Genomic DNA, 18105 nt, shown 5'->3' on the forward strand with positions numbered 1-18105 from the left:
GGTGCCCCGGTTCATAGAGGTATATGCGGAGGGATTTCCGGTGACGGCTACTCAGAAGATCAAGATGGGAGAATTGAAGGAAATAACGGACAAGACCTGGGACCGGGTTAAGGCCGGCCTCAAATTCAGCGCCAGAAAGTAAAAAAGCGTTCAGGGGGCGAGCAGGTGTTCGCCCCTAGTCTTCGATTCGAATCCAACATTCTGAAGTTTTGTTCTATCATAACAGACCCTACTCAATCCCGCTCCATCTGAATTAGTTGCTGCACCAATAACACAACCTAAATGTTCATTTTTTAAGCCTGGTTGCTTAAGCATTAGGCATTAATCGAGCCTGCTGTCCCGGTTATTTCAAAAAAATGGCTTTTTTTTCGTATTGAAAGAGGGATTTGGAATATGGTATGTTGTTTGCACTTACGATGGCGAGGAGGGTAATTTTATGAAAAAAATCGAAGCCATAATTAAGCCTTTTAAGCTCGACGACGTCAAAGAATCATTGAAGGAAATAGGGGTACAAGGGCTGACGGTGACTGAAGTAAAAGGATTTGGAAGACAGAAAGGCCACACCGAATTGTACAGGGGCGCAGAGTACGTCATAGACTTTTTACCCAAGATCAAGCTGGAGATCGTAGTATCCGACGACATGGTGACAAAGGTAGTAGACGCTATAATGGACAGCGCCAGGACCGGTAAGATTGGAGATGGAAAAATTTTCATTCTAAGTATGGAAGAAGTAATAAGAATAAGAACGGGAGAACGTGGCGAGGATGCGTTATGAAATTTTAATTAAAATAACACTATACCAGGAGGACAAAGGAAAATGCCCACAAAAAGGAGCAATCCAAGCAACAAGAATAAAGGAGGAACAAATTCAATGTTTCCTCAGAAAGTAGGCGATGTTTTGAAATTGATCAAGGAAAAGGACGTTGGGATAGTGGACCTGCGATTTCTCGACTTTCTAGGAACCTGGCAGCACTTCAGCGTTCCTTCGCATCAGTTGGACGAGAAGTCATTCGAGGAAGGACTCGGTTTTGACGGGTCGAGTATACGCGGATGGCAGTCAATCCATGCTAGCGACATGCTGGTCGTGCCAGACCCAAGAACGGCTCGAATAGACCCGTTTACTGCTGCTCCGACTTTGGCGGTAATATGCGATGTGGTAGACCCGATAACCCGTGAGCCATACTCACGAGACCCCAGAAACATCGCTAAAAAGGCCGCCGCTTACATGAAAGGGACCAAAATAGCCGATACCGCTTATTTTGGGCCAGAGCTCGAATTCTTCATCCTAGACGATGTCAGATACGACCAAACCTCCAGCTGCGCTTACTACTTCGTGGATTCGGTAGAGGGAGCCTGGAACACCGGCAGAGACGAAAAGCCAAACCTTGGATACAAGCCCAGGTACAAAGAAGGATACTTCCCCGTGCCCCCTTCAGACACCCTACAGGATATAAGGTCGGAAATGGTAAAGGTGCTGGAGGAACTGGGCATTACGGTCGAAGCGCATCATCACGAAGTATCAACGGCCGGCCAGGCCGAAATTGACATGAAATTTGCCCCGATCGTGGATATGGGCGACAGGATGAAGTGGTATAAATACGTATGTAGAAACGTGGCCAAGAAGTACGGCAAGACGGTCACTTTCATGCCCAAGCCGATCTTCGGAGACAACGGCTCCGGAATGCACACACATCAATCACTATGGAAGAACGGTGAACCTCTCTTTGCCGGAAACGGATACGCCGGTTTAAGCGACATGGCCCTACATTATATTGGCGGACTTTTAAAGCACGCAGCGGCCATATGTGCAATTACTAACCCGACTACAAACTCATATAGAAGACTGGTACCCGGGTTTGAAGCACCGGTCAACCTTGCATATTCCGCACGAAATAGAAGCGCGGCAATAAGGATCCCTATGTATTCGCCGAGCCCCAAGGCAAAGAGAATAGAGTGTAGATTTCCAGACCCATCCTGTAATGGTTATTTAGCCTTTGCCGCCATGCTGATGGCCGGGCTTGACGGGATTGAAAAGAAGTTGAACCCAGGGGAGCCCCTGGATAAGGACATTTACGCCCTGGGGCCGGAAGAGCTGGCTGGAATTCCATCGGTTCCCGGTTCTTTGGAAGATGCACTAAAAGCCCTGGAGAATGACCACGAATTCCTGCTCAAGGGAGATGTATTCACCGAGGACGTTATCGAGACATGGATAAACTACAAGATAGAGCACGATGTCAATCCGGTAAGACTCCGCCCGGTGCCTTACGAGTTCATGCTTTATTTTGACGCCTAAAACTAGGAAACCACATCATGTAGGGAATGCTTAGTGCATTCCCTACATAAGCTCTCAACTCTTTTATAAAACCGAATGAAAATCTTTACGACAACTGTAAGATAGCTATACCTCCGTAAGCGGTCTAGCATGGTATTCTGGACTGCCCTTCGACTCCTCAAGATAGACTCCGCGACAAAGTGATTTATGGCAGGAAAGATTAAGAGACTAATCCGGCCGCAAAGGACGGGTCCTTCTTGAATGCACCGCTGGTTGAGAGAACCGGTATAGTTCTTCACGTTCTTAAATCAAACTTTCGGCTGAAGATATAAACTTACTAAGTAAAAAGTCTTACCCTCTTTTAAGACTAGACAATCTATACCACTCCTTGCTACAATTGCATTTACGCCCCTGTTGTGAAATGAATGAGCCCGATTCCTGATTCCACAACAAGAGGTCAGGTCAGAGAAGGAGGGTATAGAGATGACGTGTAACATGGGAAAGACAGTTTATTGTGTTGCTTTATTAGTATTTATAGCGGCATTAATTAGCCCAATTAGGGCTATGGGAGTAGTGGTTAAGATCAACCAGTCAAAGGCTAATAATGGTAACGTCACTCCCGGCGACGCCCCCGGTTTTCCGGTGACCATTAGCCGGCCCGGGAGCTACCGTCTAACCAGCAACCTAACCGTACCTAATGAAAACACCTCTGCAGTTGAGATTACAACTGATGATGTAACCTTGGACCTTGGTGGTTTTCTGATCAAGGGGCCTACAGTGTGCTCATCGGGTAACCCTGTGAACTGTAGCCCTATAGGCACTGGTGATGGAGTGAATGCAAATGGTAGGACAAACATCACTGTTGTGAATGGAACTGTGCGGGGAATGGGGGATGACGGAATTGTTGGTGGAAAGGCATACCGTATTGAAGACGTACATGTCATTAGCAACGGCGATGATGGCATCGTCGGCGGTTATGGAATCGTAAAAGAAAATACGGCGACATTGAACGGCGGTAATGGTATCTCCGCCGGGGGTGTAATAACCGGAAACACGGTATTAGATAACGGCCAGGACGGCATATCCGCCGCTGAAGGCCTGGTGCTAGGAAACACGGCAATCGATAATGCCGGCTTTGGCCTAAATCAGCCCAATAATGGCGGCTATGCTAACAACGTATTCACCTTTAACAACAGTAATGGCAACCAGGTAGATGGTAGCAGCAATGAAATTGGCTTCAATGTGTGCGGTGCTGATACAATCTGTCCATAAATAGGGACAATTGCCCGTGACTTACTATAAACACAATCGTATTGAAACTAAAATCTTGCCGATAGGACAATATAAATCAGAATCGCCGTAGCACCGATAGCCATGAGCGCCGCATAGAATCTTAAAATACCAGTCTGCGCCGTACGCAAGAAAATTGCTCCCTGCCTCACCAAACGTGCAACCCCGTTAACTGCGCCGTCAATTATTTTATTATCAAAGAGCGCGGCCATAAGCGATAAATTTATGAAAGGTCTTACAAAACTCCAGTCATAGAATTCATCTACAAACCATTTGCCGGAGGAACCTCGATATAAAGGGGCTACAGTCCGATTTTCTACGAGTGACCGAGGTAAGGAAGGCTTGATCTTGTACATATAAAACGCTGTACCCACCCCTAAAAAGGCAGCTACTATAGAAAACACCACGAGAGTCCAATGCCCAAAGACATAGTGTTCAAACTGTGCCGCTTCTTCTACAAAAATTGAAGATGATAAAAACTTTCCAAAAATATCAGAGCCGTGGATCCCTACAACTTTTGCCATAAACTCCGGGACGCCTATATACCCGCCGATAACGGAAAGTACAGTGAGAATTATAAGAGGGATAGTCATAGTACCGGGAGATTCATGTATATGGTGTTTTAATTCCGCAGATGTCCTGGTTTCTCCCTCAAAGGTCAGGAAATAAAGCCTCATCATGTATAACGCAGTAAGCACGGCAGTGATTAGTCCAACGAGCCAAGAAATCAAGTATCCCCTCTCGTAAAGAGCGGCGAGGATTTCGTCTTTGCTGAAGAAACCGGAAAGAAGCGGAATACCAGAGATGGCTAGAGTCCCCGCAAGAAAGGTTATGGACGTTATAGGAAGAAATTTTCTTAATCCTCCCATCTTCCTTATATCTTGCTCTCCGCTCAAAGCATGGATAACGCTCCCCGAGCCCAGAAATAAAAGCGCCTTAAAAAAAGCATGGGTCACCAGATGAAACATACCGGCGGCATAGGCCCCAGAGCCTACCCCCATGAACATGTATCCAAGCTGGCTCACGGTTGAATAGGCCAGTACCTTCTTGATATCATTTTGAGTTAGCGCAATGGTCGCCGCAAAAAAGGCGGTAAAAGCAGCCACTCCAACAACAACCGTTTGAGCCGTGGGAGACTGGGAGTAAAAAGCATTACACCTCGCTACCATGTATACTCCCGCTGTGACCATGGTAGCAGCATGGATCAGGGCGCTTACCGGAGTGGGACCGGCCATAGCATCGGGAAGCCAGACGTAAAGCGGAAACTGTGCGGACTTTCCTACTGCTCCCACAAAAAGAAGTAGTGCTATGACCGTTACAACTACTCCCGGAACCGCGCTCATGAAATTCGAATCCATAGCTTTCTCAAAGACTTCCGCGTAACCCGTAGAGCCAAACACGAAGAATATCAGGAATATGCCCAGTATAAAGCCGAAGTCGCCTACCCGGTTCACTATGAATGCCTTTCTCCCGGCATAGGCCTTTTCCGGGTCCTCATACCAAAAGCCGATAAGAAGGTAAGAGGCGAGACCGACCCCTTCCCAACCGACGAACATAAGAGGAAAGCTGTTTCCGAGGACCAAAATAAGCATGAAAAAAACAAAGAGGTTGAGATAGGTGAAATACCTGGAATAGGAATGGTCCTCGTGCATATAGCCAATTGAGTAGACATGTATGAGAAAACTAACCCAAGTGACCACGAGAGCCATGACACAGGAAAGCGAGTCAAACAGTAACTCGAACGATACTTGGAACTCACCAGAGGGTATCCAAACAAACAACTCTTGAATTAATTGTCTCTCCGATGGGTCGAGCGAACGGAGTTTAAAAAACAGGATTGATGATATTATTGCCGAAACCAAAATCACACCACATCCGACAACACTGACGATTCTTTTCTCCGTATGCTCATCCCCACCGAGGACTTTCTTCCAAAGGCCTGTGGCAAAAACTAGACCGTTTATCAGGGTCCCTACCAGAGGAGCAAATATTATCCAGGCAAGCATCTGTTTATCCCTTTTTAACCTCTAATGAGCACGAGTCAGATGATGCACGATACATGATTTATCTTAACCTTTTGCATCCTGTATCATGAATCTTGAATTATCCCTTGAGCATTTTTATAACATCTATATTAAGGGTCTCGCGATGGGAATAAATCGTAACAACCAGAGCCAGTCCTATTGCTACCTCAGCCGCGGCCAGTGTGAGCGCCATAATCATGAATACGTGCCCGGTCATATCCCCTAAGGCTCTCGAAAATGCCACGAAAGCCAGGTTTGCCGAATTGAGCATAAGCTCGAGCGACATGAGGACAACGATAAGATTTTTCCTTATTATTACGCCGTAAGCCCCGGTAACAAATAGAAGTGCACTCAGCACTAGGTAATGTTCTATCGTGACGCTCAATTCAATCGCTCCCCCTTTTGGCTATTACCACAACGCCTATAATAGCGACGACAATCAAGACCGATGTGAGCTCAAAAGGAAGTAAGTAATCCTTAAAAAGTATCTCCCCGACCCCTTGCACGGTGCCGAAGTTTTCCTCAATAGCAACGGCTTCGACCATGGAAAGACCTTTCTTAAAACCAATACCGGCAAGAAAACCGAAAATTATAAGAACTACAAACAATATGACTAGCTTAAGCGGGATATTCTGGTCATCAAACCTGAGCGACTCTTCTCGCAGGTTGAGAAACATAACCGTAAACAAAAATAAAACCATAATTGCGCCAGCGTAAACAAGGACCTGTATTGCCGCCACAAAATGGGCTAAAAGAAGAATAAAAAGAACAGCGGTCGAAAAAAGAGTGAGGACGAGAGCAAGTGCCCCGGCTACCGGATTCTTGTTACTAACAACCACGATAGCCCCGGCCAAAGCGGCAGCGGCAAAAATGTAGAAGAGAAGTGATTGCAAAGTGTTTTAACCTCCATCCTGCGTTTCAGCTAAAAAAATTGACCTATTAGATTATATTTGGAAAGGGAAGGTAGTCAACTTCATGAGTAGCGCAAAAAGGGTCAATGTAGAAAAGGTCATTAAGGCGTCTATGCTCTATAATAGGTCGATTGATAAAAAAGAACTCCCAATAGACTGCACGCAATCACCTTATCTACTTTTCTCAACCCCGATTTTATTACAATATGACTCTATAACGCACTGGCTACACTTCGGAGAAATAGGTCTGCACAAATGTTGCCCAAACGCTACCAGAAGGCTGTTATACTCCACCCAATATTCTTGGGGAAGCTTATCTCTTAGAGCCATTTCGGTCTCAAAAGGGTTTTTTGTTCTTATGTATCCCCATCTATTTGATATTCGGTGAACGTGGGTATCAACGCATATTCCTGGCTTTCCGTACCCCATAGTAACAACCAGATTCGCTGTCTTTCGTCCCACCCCTTTTAGCTCAAGAAGCTCATCTATATCATCGGGCACCTTTGACCCGTATTTTTCTATCAGTTCACGGCAGATTAAAAGAATGGTCTTTGCTTTCCTCTTGTGGAAGCCGACAGGGTAAATGGCCTGCTCAATCTCTTTCACGCTCAGTTTCAGCATGTCTTCAGGGTTCTCAGCAAGCCTAAATAACCTGTTTGATGCCTTTGCCGTAGTGGAATCCTGGGTACGGAGGCTTAAAATAGTTGATATTAAAACCTTGAATGGATCATGCGAGGACTGGGCAGTAAGGGTGACAATCGGCACATCCCATTTATGAGCCTCCTTTCTTAGTATTCGGATAATTCTATGAATATCGCTCTTTTTCAATTCCCTTAACCTTAATGGTGTTAAATAATACCATTAAAGTTAGTGAATTCGGGTGCGCTCATCGGCCCATGGTTAATTTCTATCGGGGATAAGCCTTAGGATGGATGAATCAAACCCCAAGCAACCTACTTAATCCTACTGGTATAGCTCCAATAGGCTTTTCAGAGCTGGCGCCAGCCTCGATTTTTTCAGTCTTTCAAGAGCCCGCCTCTCTATTTGTCTGATTCTCTCCCTAGTCAGTCCGAACCTCTTGCCAACATCGTCCAGGGTATAGGTGTTCTCATACCCTATTCCAAACCGCATCTTTATAACCTCCCTCTCTTTAGGGGTGAGTATCAGGAGAGCCTCATCAAGATTCTTGGGCAAGGAAGACGCCGCTATAACCGAGTCGGGCGGAAGAAAGTTTGTATCCGGAATAAAGTCCATGTATGTCATCTTCTCACCACTCCGGGCGGAAGAGTCAAGGCTAATAACCTTCTCTCCACTCTCCAATATACGGTTTACGCTCTCGACCGGCATATTTACCTCCTTGGCAATATCCTCGGCACGGGGTGTCCTTCCGGTCTTTTCCCGGAGAAATAAGCGAGCGTAATGCACCTTCCCGGTCTTTTCGAGCAGGTAAGACGGGACCCTTATAGTCCTGGTCTGATTGTGGATGGCCCTAGTCATGGCCTGGTTTATCCACCAGCAGGCGTAGGTAGAGAACTTATATCCTTTGGTATGGTCGAACCTTTCTACCGCCTTAATTAGCCCGAGATTGCCTTCTTGAATCAAATCCAAAAAAGGGACTCCTCGTCCCAGATACTTCTTTGCCATGCTGGCCACGAGTCTCAAGTTCGCCTTGATGAACCTATTTCTAAACTGAGCCGCTTTTCCGGAATAGGCTTCGAGGAGATTGAGTAATCTCTTGACCCGCTCCTTATTTACCTTTCCGTCGATTTTGCCCTTCCCCACTATATCCATCAGCTCCGTAGGGTTTTTCCTGCTAATGCGCCGGAATCTTCCACTCAAGATTCTCTCCACCACCTTTTGCATCTCTTTAGCTCGTATTTCGCATTTCTTAATCTTTGCTGCAACCTCAATCTCCTCCCTCGGCGTTAGAAGAGGCTCTGTGCTAACCTCTCTGAAGTAGGCATTTATTAGCCTCAAATCATGATTGGGAATTTCTTCCTCTCCCTCTCTTACCTTAACCTCCTCCGGAGAAGGCTCGACCTGGAGGTCGAAATCTAACTCATCATATTCCTGGGCCTCCTGAACGGAATAAGACTCATCTAGAGAATTGACCGGGTAGGTATCATCCGTGCTTAAAAATTCATCAAACTCTTTATATTTAAACATTATGCTTTCTCCCTGAATTTATGATGTAATTTCGTTTCCGATGGATTCCGGAAAAGGGCATTTTCTCCGTTCCATCTTATTTAAACTCCCGGGAAGTATCTTGGTTTCAGGTTTTTTTCAGGTTATTCGATTGTCCGAGCTGTCAATATATATAGGTGAAAATTTAAAAATTACCTCTCTATACCTTATTCGATTAATTTTCGATTGTCTTCCAATAATTCCTTAATCTTGTCGCGATCTTATTAAATCTATTTTAAAATTCGTGTAGATTTAATACTGTCATGAAAATTCAGAAAAAATTTAATGTTGCACTTATACAAATGGCTTGTGGCCCTAACCCGAGAGAAAACCTCAAAAGAGCAATAGCCCGAATCGAGGAAGCAGCGACAGCTAGAGCTAAGGTAATTTGCCTGCCGGAACTCTTCCGGTCGCAATACTTCTGTCAGCAGGAGGATACCTCTTTTTTCGACCTGGCAGAGCCCTTGCCCGGCCCCACTACCAAGGCCCTAGTAAAAATAGCAAAGAAGTTGGAAGTAGTAATAATAGCTCCGGTCTTCGAGCATCGCGCTCCCGGCCTATATCATAACAGCGCCGTTGTGATAAACTCCGATGGCAATATACTGGGACTATATCGAAAGATGCATATCCCGGACGACCCGGCCTATTACGAAAAATTCTATTTTACACCCGGCGACCTGGGGTTCAAGACCTTCGATACAAGCGCCGGAAGAATTAGCACACTGGTCTGCTGGGATCAATGGTATCCGGAAGCGGCAAGAATAGTATCGCTTCAGGGAGCATCCATAATTTTTTATCCGACGGCAATTGGTTGGCACCCTAAAGAGAAAGAAGAATTTGGGCCAGCCCAGCTCGACGCCTGGCGCACGGTCCAGCGAGCACATGCAATTTCGAACGGGGTCTACGTGGCCGCCGTCAACAGAGTCGGTCATGAGATACCATCGGATGGAGGAGCAGGAATCGAGTTCTGGGGTTCTTCATTTATCTGCGACCCGTCGGGGGTTATTCTAGTGGAAGCCAGTATCGATAAAGAGGAAATACTCTTAGCCGAGGTGGACTTGGAGCACGTCGAAGATGTAAGACGCAACTGGCCGTTCCTACGCGACCGTCGTATAGACGCATATTCAGACATCCATCTTCGTTACATCGGCGACGATAAACCGCAAAATAAAAAAAGTTAAGTTATATGCAAAAAACCCCAAAAGAGCTCGGGTTCCATATGCCCGCCGAGTGGGAAACTCACGAAGCCACATGGATAGCCTGGCCGCACAACCGGACGGACTGGCCAGGAAAACTGGCCACAATTCACTGGGCTTATGGTGAAATCGTGAGGAAAATTGCACCTGGTGAGGTTGTTCGAATCCTGGTTAATTCAAAGGAGCATGAGTTATTAGCCAGACGCATCCTCGGCCGTGTCGGGGTCAACCTTTCAAGTGTTGAATTCTTTAGGTTCCAGACAAACCGAAGCTGGACTAGAGATTATGGCCCGATTTTCCTGCTCCGTTCAGCGGAGCGTCCAGAACTGGCTATTGCTCGTTTCCGGTTTAACGCTTGGGCTCGCTATGAAGACTGGAAGAATGATGACGCTATACCGGAGCTTATCGCCAAAAAGCTCGGGTATCGTGTTTTCCCAGTAAGGTTCAAAAAACAGGATGTTGTACTGGAAGGAGGGAGCATAGACGTTAACGGCCGAGGAACGGTCATGACTACTGAAGAATGCCTTCTTGACCCGACTACTCAGACCCGAAATCCCGGCCTAAATCGGGAAGAGACGGAAAAGGTTCTTTGTGATTATCTAGGTGTAAACAATGTGTTATGGCTGGGAAAGGGGATTTCCGGGGATGACACCCACGGCCACATAGATGATATATGTCGCTTTGTCCAGCCAGACACGGTAGTACTCTGCCGGGAGGAAAACCCCAAAGATGCGAATTATAAACCGCTTGAGGAAAACCGCGAACGACTGGAAGGAATGCGTCTCCAAGGTGGCCACAAAATTAACGTAGTTTACCTGCCCATGCCCGGACCGCTTTACCTCGACGGACAGAGACTTCCGGCAAGCTACGCCAACTTCTACATCTCAAACTCCGCCGTGCTTGTTCCAACCTTTAACGACCGGAAGGACCGCATTGCTCTCGGTATACTTGGAGAGCTTTTTTCCGACCGCCCGGTGTTGGGAATTCACGCAGTTGATTTGGTATGGGGATTAGGAACACTCCACTGTTTAACCCGCGAACAACCTAAGCTACCGTGATCCGATAGGAGTAAAAAAAGAACTTCGAATCTCGCTAGTTTATGGGTTGGCACACTGAATTCCCCTTATTCCAGTTTCCCTGAATAACCCTGATTCTTCCGAACGGACTTACAGTTATTCTGCCGCACCTATTAATTCTTGCACCATCCTCAGGTCTTATGGTTACGGTTCCACTAGAGCCTCCCAGGGTACCGTTTGGGTTAAAGTTGTAGGTTTTGTTCAAAGGGGTTACAGTAATGCCCTGCCTGACTTTTATCGTCTGAGAGGTCAGTTCGACATAATTATTTGATTTCTTGTTGCTATCTCCTCTTTGAGTAACTATAGCTAGAGTTCTTCCTACAGGATCATAGGTTAAAATAGTTTGATATTCCAACCCTTGTCGCATAGCCCTAAGCTTTGATATATAAAGCGTCGAAGAAATGGCCGTCGTCACCCTATCAACCGACCGTCGCTCCGCAAACTCTCCGGATATGCTTCCGGCTATGGCAATCACAACACCCATAACCGCTACTACAGCCAAGATTTCAACGAGGGTGAGCCCTTCTTCCCTGTTCCTGATTAAATTCACTTAAACACGTTGCCTTAAAACCGTTGTTTAAGCATTGAAGTTCTTTTTACTTTTTAAACCCAATGCTCTGACCATGATTATTAAGACAACTTAGTGAAACTAAATATCGCATTTTACGACTATTTTGGGCTTAGAGACCCCTTGCTACTTTGCTTCTACATTCCAGAGCAAACTTAGGAAGCATTATTTTTAGAGCTAAAGCATTGGTTAAAGTAGGAAAGGATTCATCCTTAATAGGCAATAATTAATTGGTAAGCAACCAGTAAAAATTTAGGAGAGAATGCCAAAATTCATTCAAGTCTTGAAGACTAAATAGAGTCGAGGTAAATAGTCCCCAAGCTTAGAAAGCGGGTTTAAGCATTACTTTAGCATGAGGGTTAATAAGATTTAGATTATCGACCCGGCTGATTATTTGCCGGTTTGGGACCCGGAGTCCGGTTCGGATTCGGAACCGTCTTTAGGTTCCTCCTCAGTGTTCCCAGTCTCATCACCTTCTCCACCTTCCCCACCGTCAACGGGCAAAGCCAACCCACAATAGAGTTCCGGTTTATCCTTTACCGTTATTAAACTAGGCTCACTCTCGGCATTCAAACTAGCTGAGGCTAAATTACTAAACGAAAAAACAAAAACCAGAACCAGGATTGAACAAGCAATACTTTTAATCATTTCTTCCTCCTTGAATTAGCACAAACAAACTAAAAACTTGAACATTCTATTTTGTGATAGGCTTACATTCTGAGGCGCCTTGATCCCAGTTACCTTCCACTATTCCTATCCTGCCCAGCGGAGTGACCGTGACTCTGCCACATCTTCTTACCTTAGCGCCGGCGGCTGGCTCCACTCCAATATCTATTTGCTGAGCCAAAATTGCCCCTGTCTGGTCAACAAGTGTGCCGTTAGGATTGAAGTTGAAGCGACGTGGAGCAGTTTCTGGAATGTTCGTCAAATCTAAGGCCATTCCCTGTTGAACCCTCCTGGTCTGGGTAGATACGACGCACCAGTTGGTTGATCCCCGATTGCTGTCCCCCCGCTCAATAGTAATGGTTATGGTATCATCACCGGGGGCATAGTCATCATAAGCATCACAAACCGGGCAATCGGGGTCGGCATTATCCAATTGTGTGCAGCTTGCCAAGACTGCTCTATATTCCACGCCTTGTCTCACAGCGTTAAGCTTGGCCAGTTGAAGTGTAGAGGAAAGGTTTCTGGTCATATTATCTACCGAACGCCGGGCGGCAAACCGGCCTGACATCGAACCAGCTATCACAATTATGGCCATCATAACCCCAGCTACCATCAGAATTTCAACTATGTTGAAGCCTTCTTCTCTTTTCATGAATCCCATCCGGTTTTCCCCCTTTACAGAATCTCTTCCCAGAAAAGGGTTTGCGTCCTGGCCGGGAATGGCGGGAGTTCCATGACCAAGAATTGTGCTCCACCTACCGTTGAACTTCCGCTAAAGGCAACAGTCAACACCACGGAACCGCGTGCCCCGAAGGTAAGCTGTGCCGGCGTAGGCATACCCTGTGCCACTGTCAATCCTGCAGCCGCTTGTTGCTGGCTGGAACTTCCCTGAATAATGTTTTCAGCGCCGGGTATTCGAGCCATTGCCGGTTCTCCAGATAAGTAATCCAAGGCAAAAATCCTCCCTACCCCTGTGCTTTCAGAGCACGGGTCTTCTGACTGTTGCCCGCTAGCCGGGGCAAAGGTCGTAAAAACCAGTACCCTATTTATCACTGCCGGTGACCCGAATCCTTTCTCGCCATTCGGAGTAGTTACATTATCGGGGAAACGAACTATAAACTCACCCTGGTTATTTATCGTGGTCCCGCCGGAAGTGGTAAACTGATCGCTCACTCCGGATTGAGGAACAAGGTTTATAAATTGCCCGGAAGTAAAATTACCTTCTGTTTTCATTGCCGCCGTTACCGCAGTTCCTCCGGTAAGAAAAGCTGGGATAAAAGTATCGATAAAATTATACAGTTTTCCGAACTCGTTAACATTACTTGGGTCTCTCCTGTTTCCAGTTAGGAATATTACGTGCCTCCGGCCTAGATCGTCTAATACAGTGGTCGGGGCGAAGAAAATCGGCTGTACGTTGTTAGTAGGTACGTTATTAGCCTTATTACACTCAGACGAAGTGTTTGCGCAAAAGGCGATATCCCCGGTCCAGTCAGGGGCGATAATAGTTGCCGACCCTCCGATACCGGTTTCGGTGACATCGTTGCCATTATCCACAATCGGCATGGAAACATCGAACCTCCATAACCTGCCACAGGTATCCCCTGTATAAACCAGGTCTATATATCCATCCGCATTCAGGTCGAACGCACCCACCTTGGAGGGCATGTCGCATCTCATCCTGGAATCGGTAAGAGTAGCATTTGGAGCGGAGGTCGAGTTTCTAGCATATTTAAAGATTATTTTTCCAGTGGCTATATCAATTACATAGAATGCATTACCCAGGTCGTTGCTTACCCCGTCTGTAGGATTAATGTCCGTAGGATGCAAGCCCCCTCCGACAAACATCACCCATCTGTCCACCAAAATTTGATTCCCGTCTTTCACCGTTTGCATCCTCACCCGGCCAATGGTGGGGTCAGACCAGACGTTCCCAAAATTCTTGTCAAAAAGCGTCCATAGATGGGTCGGATAATCGGCGCCGTTATTAAGGTGTTTCCTGCTTACGTTACACTCGTCCTCTCCATTGGTACTAGAATCGCATTTTGCGTTGGTGACATCTAAAGCCACATAAGCCCCGCCGCCGTTTCTATAACCGGAAAGCAGAATTGAGTTCCACTCCCTCCCGCAAAGGTCTATATCACCGTCCGGGGTGTCAACCGGCCCACTACAAAGATCAGGGTCAGCCTGAATTCCGTTGTCTTTACCGTCAATAAACACATCCGCAACCAGTGGGGAGCCATCAAAGAACGACCTCTCCACTTGAATCTCGTTGGTGACAAATGTTTTAAAATCCCCGAATCTGTAGTCCGGAGTGAATCCGGAAGGGGCCTCGGGATCTTGTGAGGAAAGGGAGTCGAAGAGAAATGATGGCGGAGCAAACCCGAAAAGCTCTCTCCCATCCCCCTGATTGAAGAATGGGACGGTGACCTCCTGGTCAGTAAAGGGATTCGTCTCCGGGTCGCTCGGAGTAGCCAGCACCAATTTACCGCCGGCATTAAACGCATGCAAGAACCCGTCGTTGGCGCCAACGTACACTACTGCCGTTCTGTCCCTGAAATTTATAGCGAAGTTCTGAAAACCTATATCGAAAAATAGCGGTGAAGGCGAACCAACGACAAGAGGCGATGAATGAAATATATCTCCGAGACGAAGCGAACAAGTGGCAAAGCTACCTGTCGATTGGTTACCCGGATCTGGGCAATTTGTACCCATAGAACCAAGTGGATCTCCTCGGGGCAGAATCTCAGTGTTTCCACTCATAAAGTCTACGATTTTATCCTTTATACACTCTTTAACACAAGTTCTGCAAGCCGCGTTGGTAATTACGGTACAATCTGATGTGCAGTTGTCTATGCCATCAGGTGGGTCTTGTGTACAGAAATCTGGTATAGGGGCGACAACGTCCGCATCGCTTATGCCGAAGAAATCGGGCGTAAGCGAATCGTCAAAAGCGGTCTGGCCGGCGGTGAACCTTATTGCTGCGCCCGTAGAATCCTGAGCTTGTGTAGCCGGATTGACTGTCAGCAAATTACGAGGGTCACTGGCCAGGTCTCTTTCTGCCAACTTTTTACCAGCTTCCCAGTGAAAATTCTTTGCATTTTCATTTAAAGTGCCGTCTTCCGAGTCAAATATATCCTGCTGGTTGACATCCACCACTATTTTGGCGCCGGGATTATCCGGGTCATCTATGAAACCATAAAGCCCTAGTCTTCCCTGCCAAAGACGCTCTGCGGTGAGAGGAGTGAGAATGGAAAGGAATATTCGGTCTCTTAGGGCAACGCTTGTTGACGATTGCGGGGCGGCAGGTGAAACGCCGGCGGTGGTGAAGGTCTTTATTTGATTGAGTATGGTTTCTAGGGCAGCGGACAGCTCCTCAGCGTTATTTGCAAAAAAAGCAAATCCATCTAGTGTTGCTCCAGCGGATGTAAACGGCTCTCCACTATCAAAGAAGGCATTATCAAAAATATTTGTTGCCTGAAAACTACAAACACCGGTTTCATTTGGGCTCAAACAATTTTGCAGACGAGCAGAAGCCGGATTTGTATCTAAGTTTTTAGTTGACCCCAGGTCTTTGAAAACTTGAAATACACTGTCGCTAGGAAGCACCGTGTCTAAATCTACTGTTCCAACTTCGTCCCCAGTAGGGTCAATGTGTTTTATTATTCCGGTAGTATGCGTTCCTCCGGCGAGAGCCATAGCGTTCAGTGTCCTTCTCGCTTCGGGTTCATTAACCCCAAGCCCAATCACAAACGTGAGAACTTCCTTCTTGAACTGCTGACCTCGATTCTGTACCGGATTTCTTGCGTAGTAGGTTCTAAGATTGCTCACTGCCTGAATCGAGCTTCTTCTGTTTGCATTAGTAGTTGTACCACCGTTGCAGGAACTGCTCGTTACGCTACATTGCCCTGAACATGTATCCTCACCGTCGGTGATCACAATCACAAACTCTGGTCTGCAGGCAATAGAGGGGTCTGTTTGCAGCTCTACCCTATATGCACCAAGGGCGTCATTGGGAATAGTGCTGTTACTACGGTCATTATCATCCAAACCAAGAACATAGGCTAAAGGAGTACCACCATTAGCGGTCTGTGCCCTATAAAACTTCCATACATTCTCGAGGTCGGCCTTGCTGGCGCCGGCAAATCCACCTTGGGGTAATTGAAATGTATTACCTGCCGTACAACCAGCCCACCCAGGTCCTGAATAGGCCATGGGACGGAACCTTATACCTAGTACATCCGCATCCTGGTCTGTTAATTCGTCAATCAGAGGAACATCCGACCCATTGGCTATCGGTAGCCTGAAACCCGACCCGGTTCCCCTTACTTTTACGCTAACGTCCCTGAAAGGAGTTTCCATATAATCCTGGCAACTGATATCATTGGTTGAGGAACCGCTGAATAAACCGCCCTCATCATCACACATTTTGCTGGCAAGAGAATTATCTGAGTCTAGGAAGCTAAAAAAGACATCAAGCGCTATATCCAGGCGTGAGCTACCAAACCGTGGAGTACCCCGGCAATCTGCTGTTTCACCAGTACATGCTGCTTGTTTATTTGCAGTAATGTTTTGCAGGTTCTGCATGCAGCTTTTGAACCTGCTGTAATCATTGCTGGTGTCGCAAGCCGGGTTATTATCACTTCCCACTCTACAATTTGATGCAGCCATGCACTGAGTGAGACCTCCGGCTGCTTCTAGAGCAGCGGAGGCGTTGATGCGCTCAGTATTGGTATTGCAATCGGATGCACTCGGACCTCCACAAATGTTAGAAAAAATCGTTGACATAACCAGGCTAGGCGCATTAGTTTGAACGCAAGCCACAAGACCGTCAAACTCATTTTGGTCATCGCATCTGCCATCCTGTCCGCAATTCTCCGTGCCGCAGACTGTGGTTCCGGCCATATTTTCAGCACAGTGCGAGGCAAGTGTCCTTTCAGTGGCGGTACCGGTTCCGGTATCTTCGCACCTGAAAAACGCATCGGAGTTATCCCAGTTCCCTACCTGTGTTCCGCCATGATTCCTCCCCATCGAACCGGAGAGGTCTAAAATGGTGAGAACATTTGGCTGGCCTCCCACAAATTGAGAGCTTATGATCTTGAGGTCTTCAACCTCGTTTTGTATAATGGGGTCTCCATGAGCACCGGTCACAAATGTCAAGACTAGCAGAGTTAGAACAACCTTAAACCTGTAAGTTCCACTTCGAAATATATTCAACTTAGTAAACATTGCTTGCACCTCCAGGTATAAACGTCTCAAACCCCACCGCTATCTCCGACCCTGTATTTATATCTGTTTTTAGATCAGTTATATCTTCATCATCGGAGTCCTTCCCAGTCACCAAAAAGGTTGTAGGAACAAGAGCCGCGCCGCCCAGCCCCCCCGAGGGAAGACTCACGTGCTTAATCGGCCTTCCAAGCGTTTTAGTAGGAGGTGGAATTTCTATGAACGGGGGAGGATCATCAGGATTAACCCTATTAAAGTATCTTGAGCCTGTCCTGCATCGCGCCCCGTTTGGAAAGTCATCAACCTCTACCACAAGCTCATTAGTAGGAACAGCGCTTTGAAGAAGAAAATAAAGCGTCTCGATCCCCACTATTTCAAACCTCATCCTTCCCTCCTCGACACACCTTTCAGCGGCTAGGAAAGCCTCTTGCCCTCTCTTGTAACTAGACATGGTCTGAAAATCTATGTTTGATGTAAATGAAACAGTTATTGCCAAAGTAGTCAGCACCAGGAGCATTATCAAGGATAAGAGTAATGCTATACCGTCTTCCTTTTTTAGCTTTTTCATCTTTTAATTCCTCCTAGTATGTCTAAAATCATGCGAATTCAATTTAGCCAGGAATGAGCTCGAATTTACGATAATAAAATTCCTTAATAATTCTGTATTCATTCTTTTTTGTGATTTTCTTCTCATT

The 18105-nt window shown here is 46.5% G+C and carries 15 protein-coding genes; 5 read left to right on the forward strand and 10 right to left on the reverse strand.

The window, feature by feature from the left end; genetic code table 11:
* Positions 1-436 precede the first annotated feature (436 nt).
* From VNN20_16885 to VNN20_16895, 3 genes are all read left to right on the forward strand, one after another.
* Entirely contained in the window at positions 437-775 is a 339-nt protein-coding gene (locus tag VNN20_16885; GenBank protein HWP93864.1) for a P-II family nitrogen regulator, read from the forward strand.
* A gap of 96 nt (positions 776-871) precedes the next feature.
* Positions 872-2293: a type I glutamate--ammonia ligase gene (glnA, locus tag VNN20_16890; GenBank protein ID HWP93865.1), complete on the forward strand. Its 1422-nt coding sequence runs from the start codon at positions 872-874 to the stop codon at positions 2291-2293.
* A gap of 462 nt (positions 2294-2755) precedes the next feature.
* Positions 2756-3544: a right-handed parallel beta-helix repeat-containing protein gene (locus tag VNN20_16895; GenBank protein ID HWP93866.1), complete on the forward strand. Its 789-nt coding sequence runs from the start codon at positions 2756-2758 to the stop codon at positions 3542-3544.
* A gap of 47 nt (positions 3545-3591) precedes the next feature.
* On the opposite strand, the gene nuoL is transcribed toward VNN20_16895, so the two are convergent.
* The 5 genes from nuoL to VNN20_16920 all read right to left on the reverse strand — a co-directional run bounded on the left by nuoL (position 3592) and on the right by VNN20_16920 (position 8663).
* Positions 3592-5568: an NADH-quinone oxidoreductase subunit L gene (gene nuoL, locus VNN20_16900; GenBank protein ID HWP93867.1), complete on the reverse strand. Its 1977-nt coding sequence runs from the start codon at positions 5566-5568 to the stop codon at positions 3592-3594.
* Positions 5569-5665: 97 nt separating this feature from the next.
* The gene (gene nuoK / locus VNN20_16905) at positions 5666-5971 is read right to left on the reverse strand and encodes an NADH-quinone oxidoreductase subunit NuoK (protein HWP93868.1); all 306 of its coding nucleotides are present in this window, start codon (positions 5969-5971) and stop codon (positions 5666-5668) included.
* A 1-nt stretch (position 5972) separates the two neighbouring features.
* Complete coding sequence (locus VNN20_16910) at positions 5973-6479, reverse strand: NADH-quinone oxidoreductase subunit J (protein ID HWP93869.1); 507 nt, start codon at positions 6477-6479, stop codon at positions 5973-5975.
* Positions 6480-6668: 189 nt separating this feature from the next.
* Positions 6669-7325, reverse strand: a complete 657-nt coding sequence (nth, locus tag VNN20_16915; GenBank protein ID HWP93870.1) for an endonuclease III — start codon at positions 7323-7325, stop codon at positions 6669-6671.
* Positions 7326-7460: 135 nt separating this feature from the next.
* A complete protein-coding gene (locus tag VNN20_16920; protein HWP93871.1) occupies positions 7461-8663 on the reverse strand; it encodes a sigma-70 family RNA polymerase sigma factor in 1203 nt (400 codons plus the stop codon).
* Between the two features lie 281 nt (positions 8664-8944).
* On the opposite strand from VNN20_16920, the gene VNN20_16925 reads away from it, so the two are divergent.
* A complete protein-coding gene (locus VNN20_16925; GenBank protein ID HWP93872.1) occupies positions 8945-9862 on the forward strand; it encodes a carbon-nitrogen hydrolase in 918 nt (305 codons plus the stop codon).
* 5 nt (positions 9863-9867) lie between these two features.
* Positions 9868-10935 (forward strand): agmatine deiminase family protein, encoded by a 1068-nt coding sequence (locus VNN20_16930; protein ID HWP93873.1) that lies wholly within the window; start codon positions 9868-9870, stop codon positions 10933-10935.
* A gap of 34 nt (positions 10936-10969) precedes the next feature.
* Here VNN20_16930 and VNN20_16935 read toward each other — a convergent pair whose 3' ends face one another.
* From VNN20_16935 to VNN20_16955, 5 genes are all read right to left on the reverse strand, one after another.
* Entirely contained in the window at positions 10970-11503 is a 534-nt protein-coding gene (locus VNN20_16935) for a prepilin-type N-terminal cleavage/methylation domain-containing protein (protein ID HWP93874.1), read from the reverse strand.
* Between the two features lie 408 nt (positions 11504-11911).
* Positions 11912-12169 carry a hypothetical protein gene (locus VNN20_16940; protein HWP93875.1) on the reverse strand — a complete coding sequence of 86 codons (258 nt, stop codon included), beginning with the start codon at positions 12167-12169 and terminating at the stop codon, positions 11912-11914.
* A 46-nt stretch (positions 12170-12215) separates the two neighbouring features.
* Complete coding sequence (locus tag VNN20_16945; protein HWP93876.1) at positions 12216-12848, reverse strand: hypothetical protein; 633 nt, start codon at positions 12846-12848, stop codon at positions 12216-12218.
* 14 nt (positions 12849-12862) lie between these two features.
* A complete protein-coding gene (locus tag VNN20_16950; protein HWP93877.1) occupies positions 12863-17413 on the reverse strand; it encodes a hypothetical protein in 4551 nt (1516 codons plus the stop codon).
* The gene (locus tag VNN20_16955; protein ID HWP93878.1) at positions 17403-17978 is read right to left on the reverse strand and encodes a hypothetical protein; all 576 of its coding nucleotides are present in this window, start codon (positions 17976-17978) and stop codon (positions 17403-17405) included. Before VNN20_16955 ends, VNN20_16950 begins: the two co-directional genes overlap by 11 nt.
* Between the last annotated feature and the right edge of the window lie 127 nt (positions 17979-18105).

The sequence above is a fragment of the Thermodesulfobacteriota bacterium genome (assembly GCA_035559815.1).
Classification (GTDB): Bacteria; Desulfobacterota_D; UBA1144; order Nemesobacterales; family CSP1-2; genus DATMAT01.

What these genes read in the sequence shown, in the direction of transcription:
- glnA (HWP93865.1), top strand. Translation starts at nt 872, where the DNA reads ATGTTTCCTCAGAAAGTAGGCGATGTTTTGAAATTGATCAAGGAAAAG.
- VNN20_16940 (HWP93875.1), bottom strand. Translation starts at nt 12,169, where the DNA reads ATGATTAAAAGTATTGCTTGTTCAATCCTGGTTCTGGTTTTTGTTTTT.
- VNN20_16950 (HWP93877.1), bottom strand. Translation starts at nt 17,413, where the DNA reads ATGTTTACTAAGTTGAATATATTTCGAAGTGGAACTTACAGGTTTAAG.
- VNN20_16895 (HWP93866.1), top strand. Translation starts at nt 2,756, where the DNA reads ATGACGTGTAACATGGGAAAGACAGTTTATTGTGTTGCTTTATTAGTA.
- VNN20_16920 (HWP93871.1), bottom strand. Translation starts at nt 8,663, where the DNA reads ATGTTTAAATATAAAGAGTTTGATGAATTTTTAAGCACGGATGATACC.
- VNN20_16945 (HWP93876.1), bottom strand. Translation starts at nt 12,848, where the DNA reads ATGGGATTCATGAAAAGAGAAGAAGGCTTCAACATAGTTGAAATTCTG.
- VNN20_16925 (HWP93872.1), top strand. Translation starts at nt 8,945, where the DNA reads ATGAAAATTCAGAAAAAATTTAATGTTGCACTTATACAAATGGCTTGT.
- VNN20_16955 (HWP93878.1), bottom strand. Translation starts at nt 17,978, where the DNA reads ATGAAAAAGCTAAAAAAGGAAGACGGTATAGCATTACTCTTATCCTTG.
- VNN20_16885 (HWP93864.1), top strand. Translation starts at nt 437, where the DNA reads ATGAAAAAAATCGAAGCCATAATTAAGCCTTTTAAGCTCGACGACGTC.
- nuoL (HWP93867.1), bottom strand. Translation starts at nt 5,568, where the DNA reads ATGCTTGCCTGGATAATATTTGCTCCTCTGGTAGGGACCCTGATAAAC.
- VNN20_16930 (HWP93873.1), top strand. Translation starts at nt 9,868, where the DNA reads ATGCAAAAAACCCCAAAAGAGCTCGGGTTCCATATGCCCGCCGAGTGG.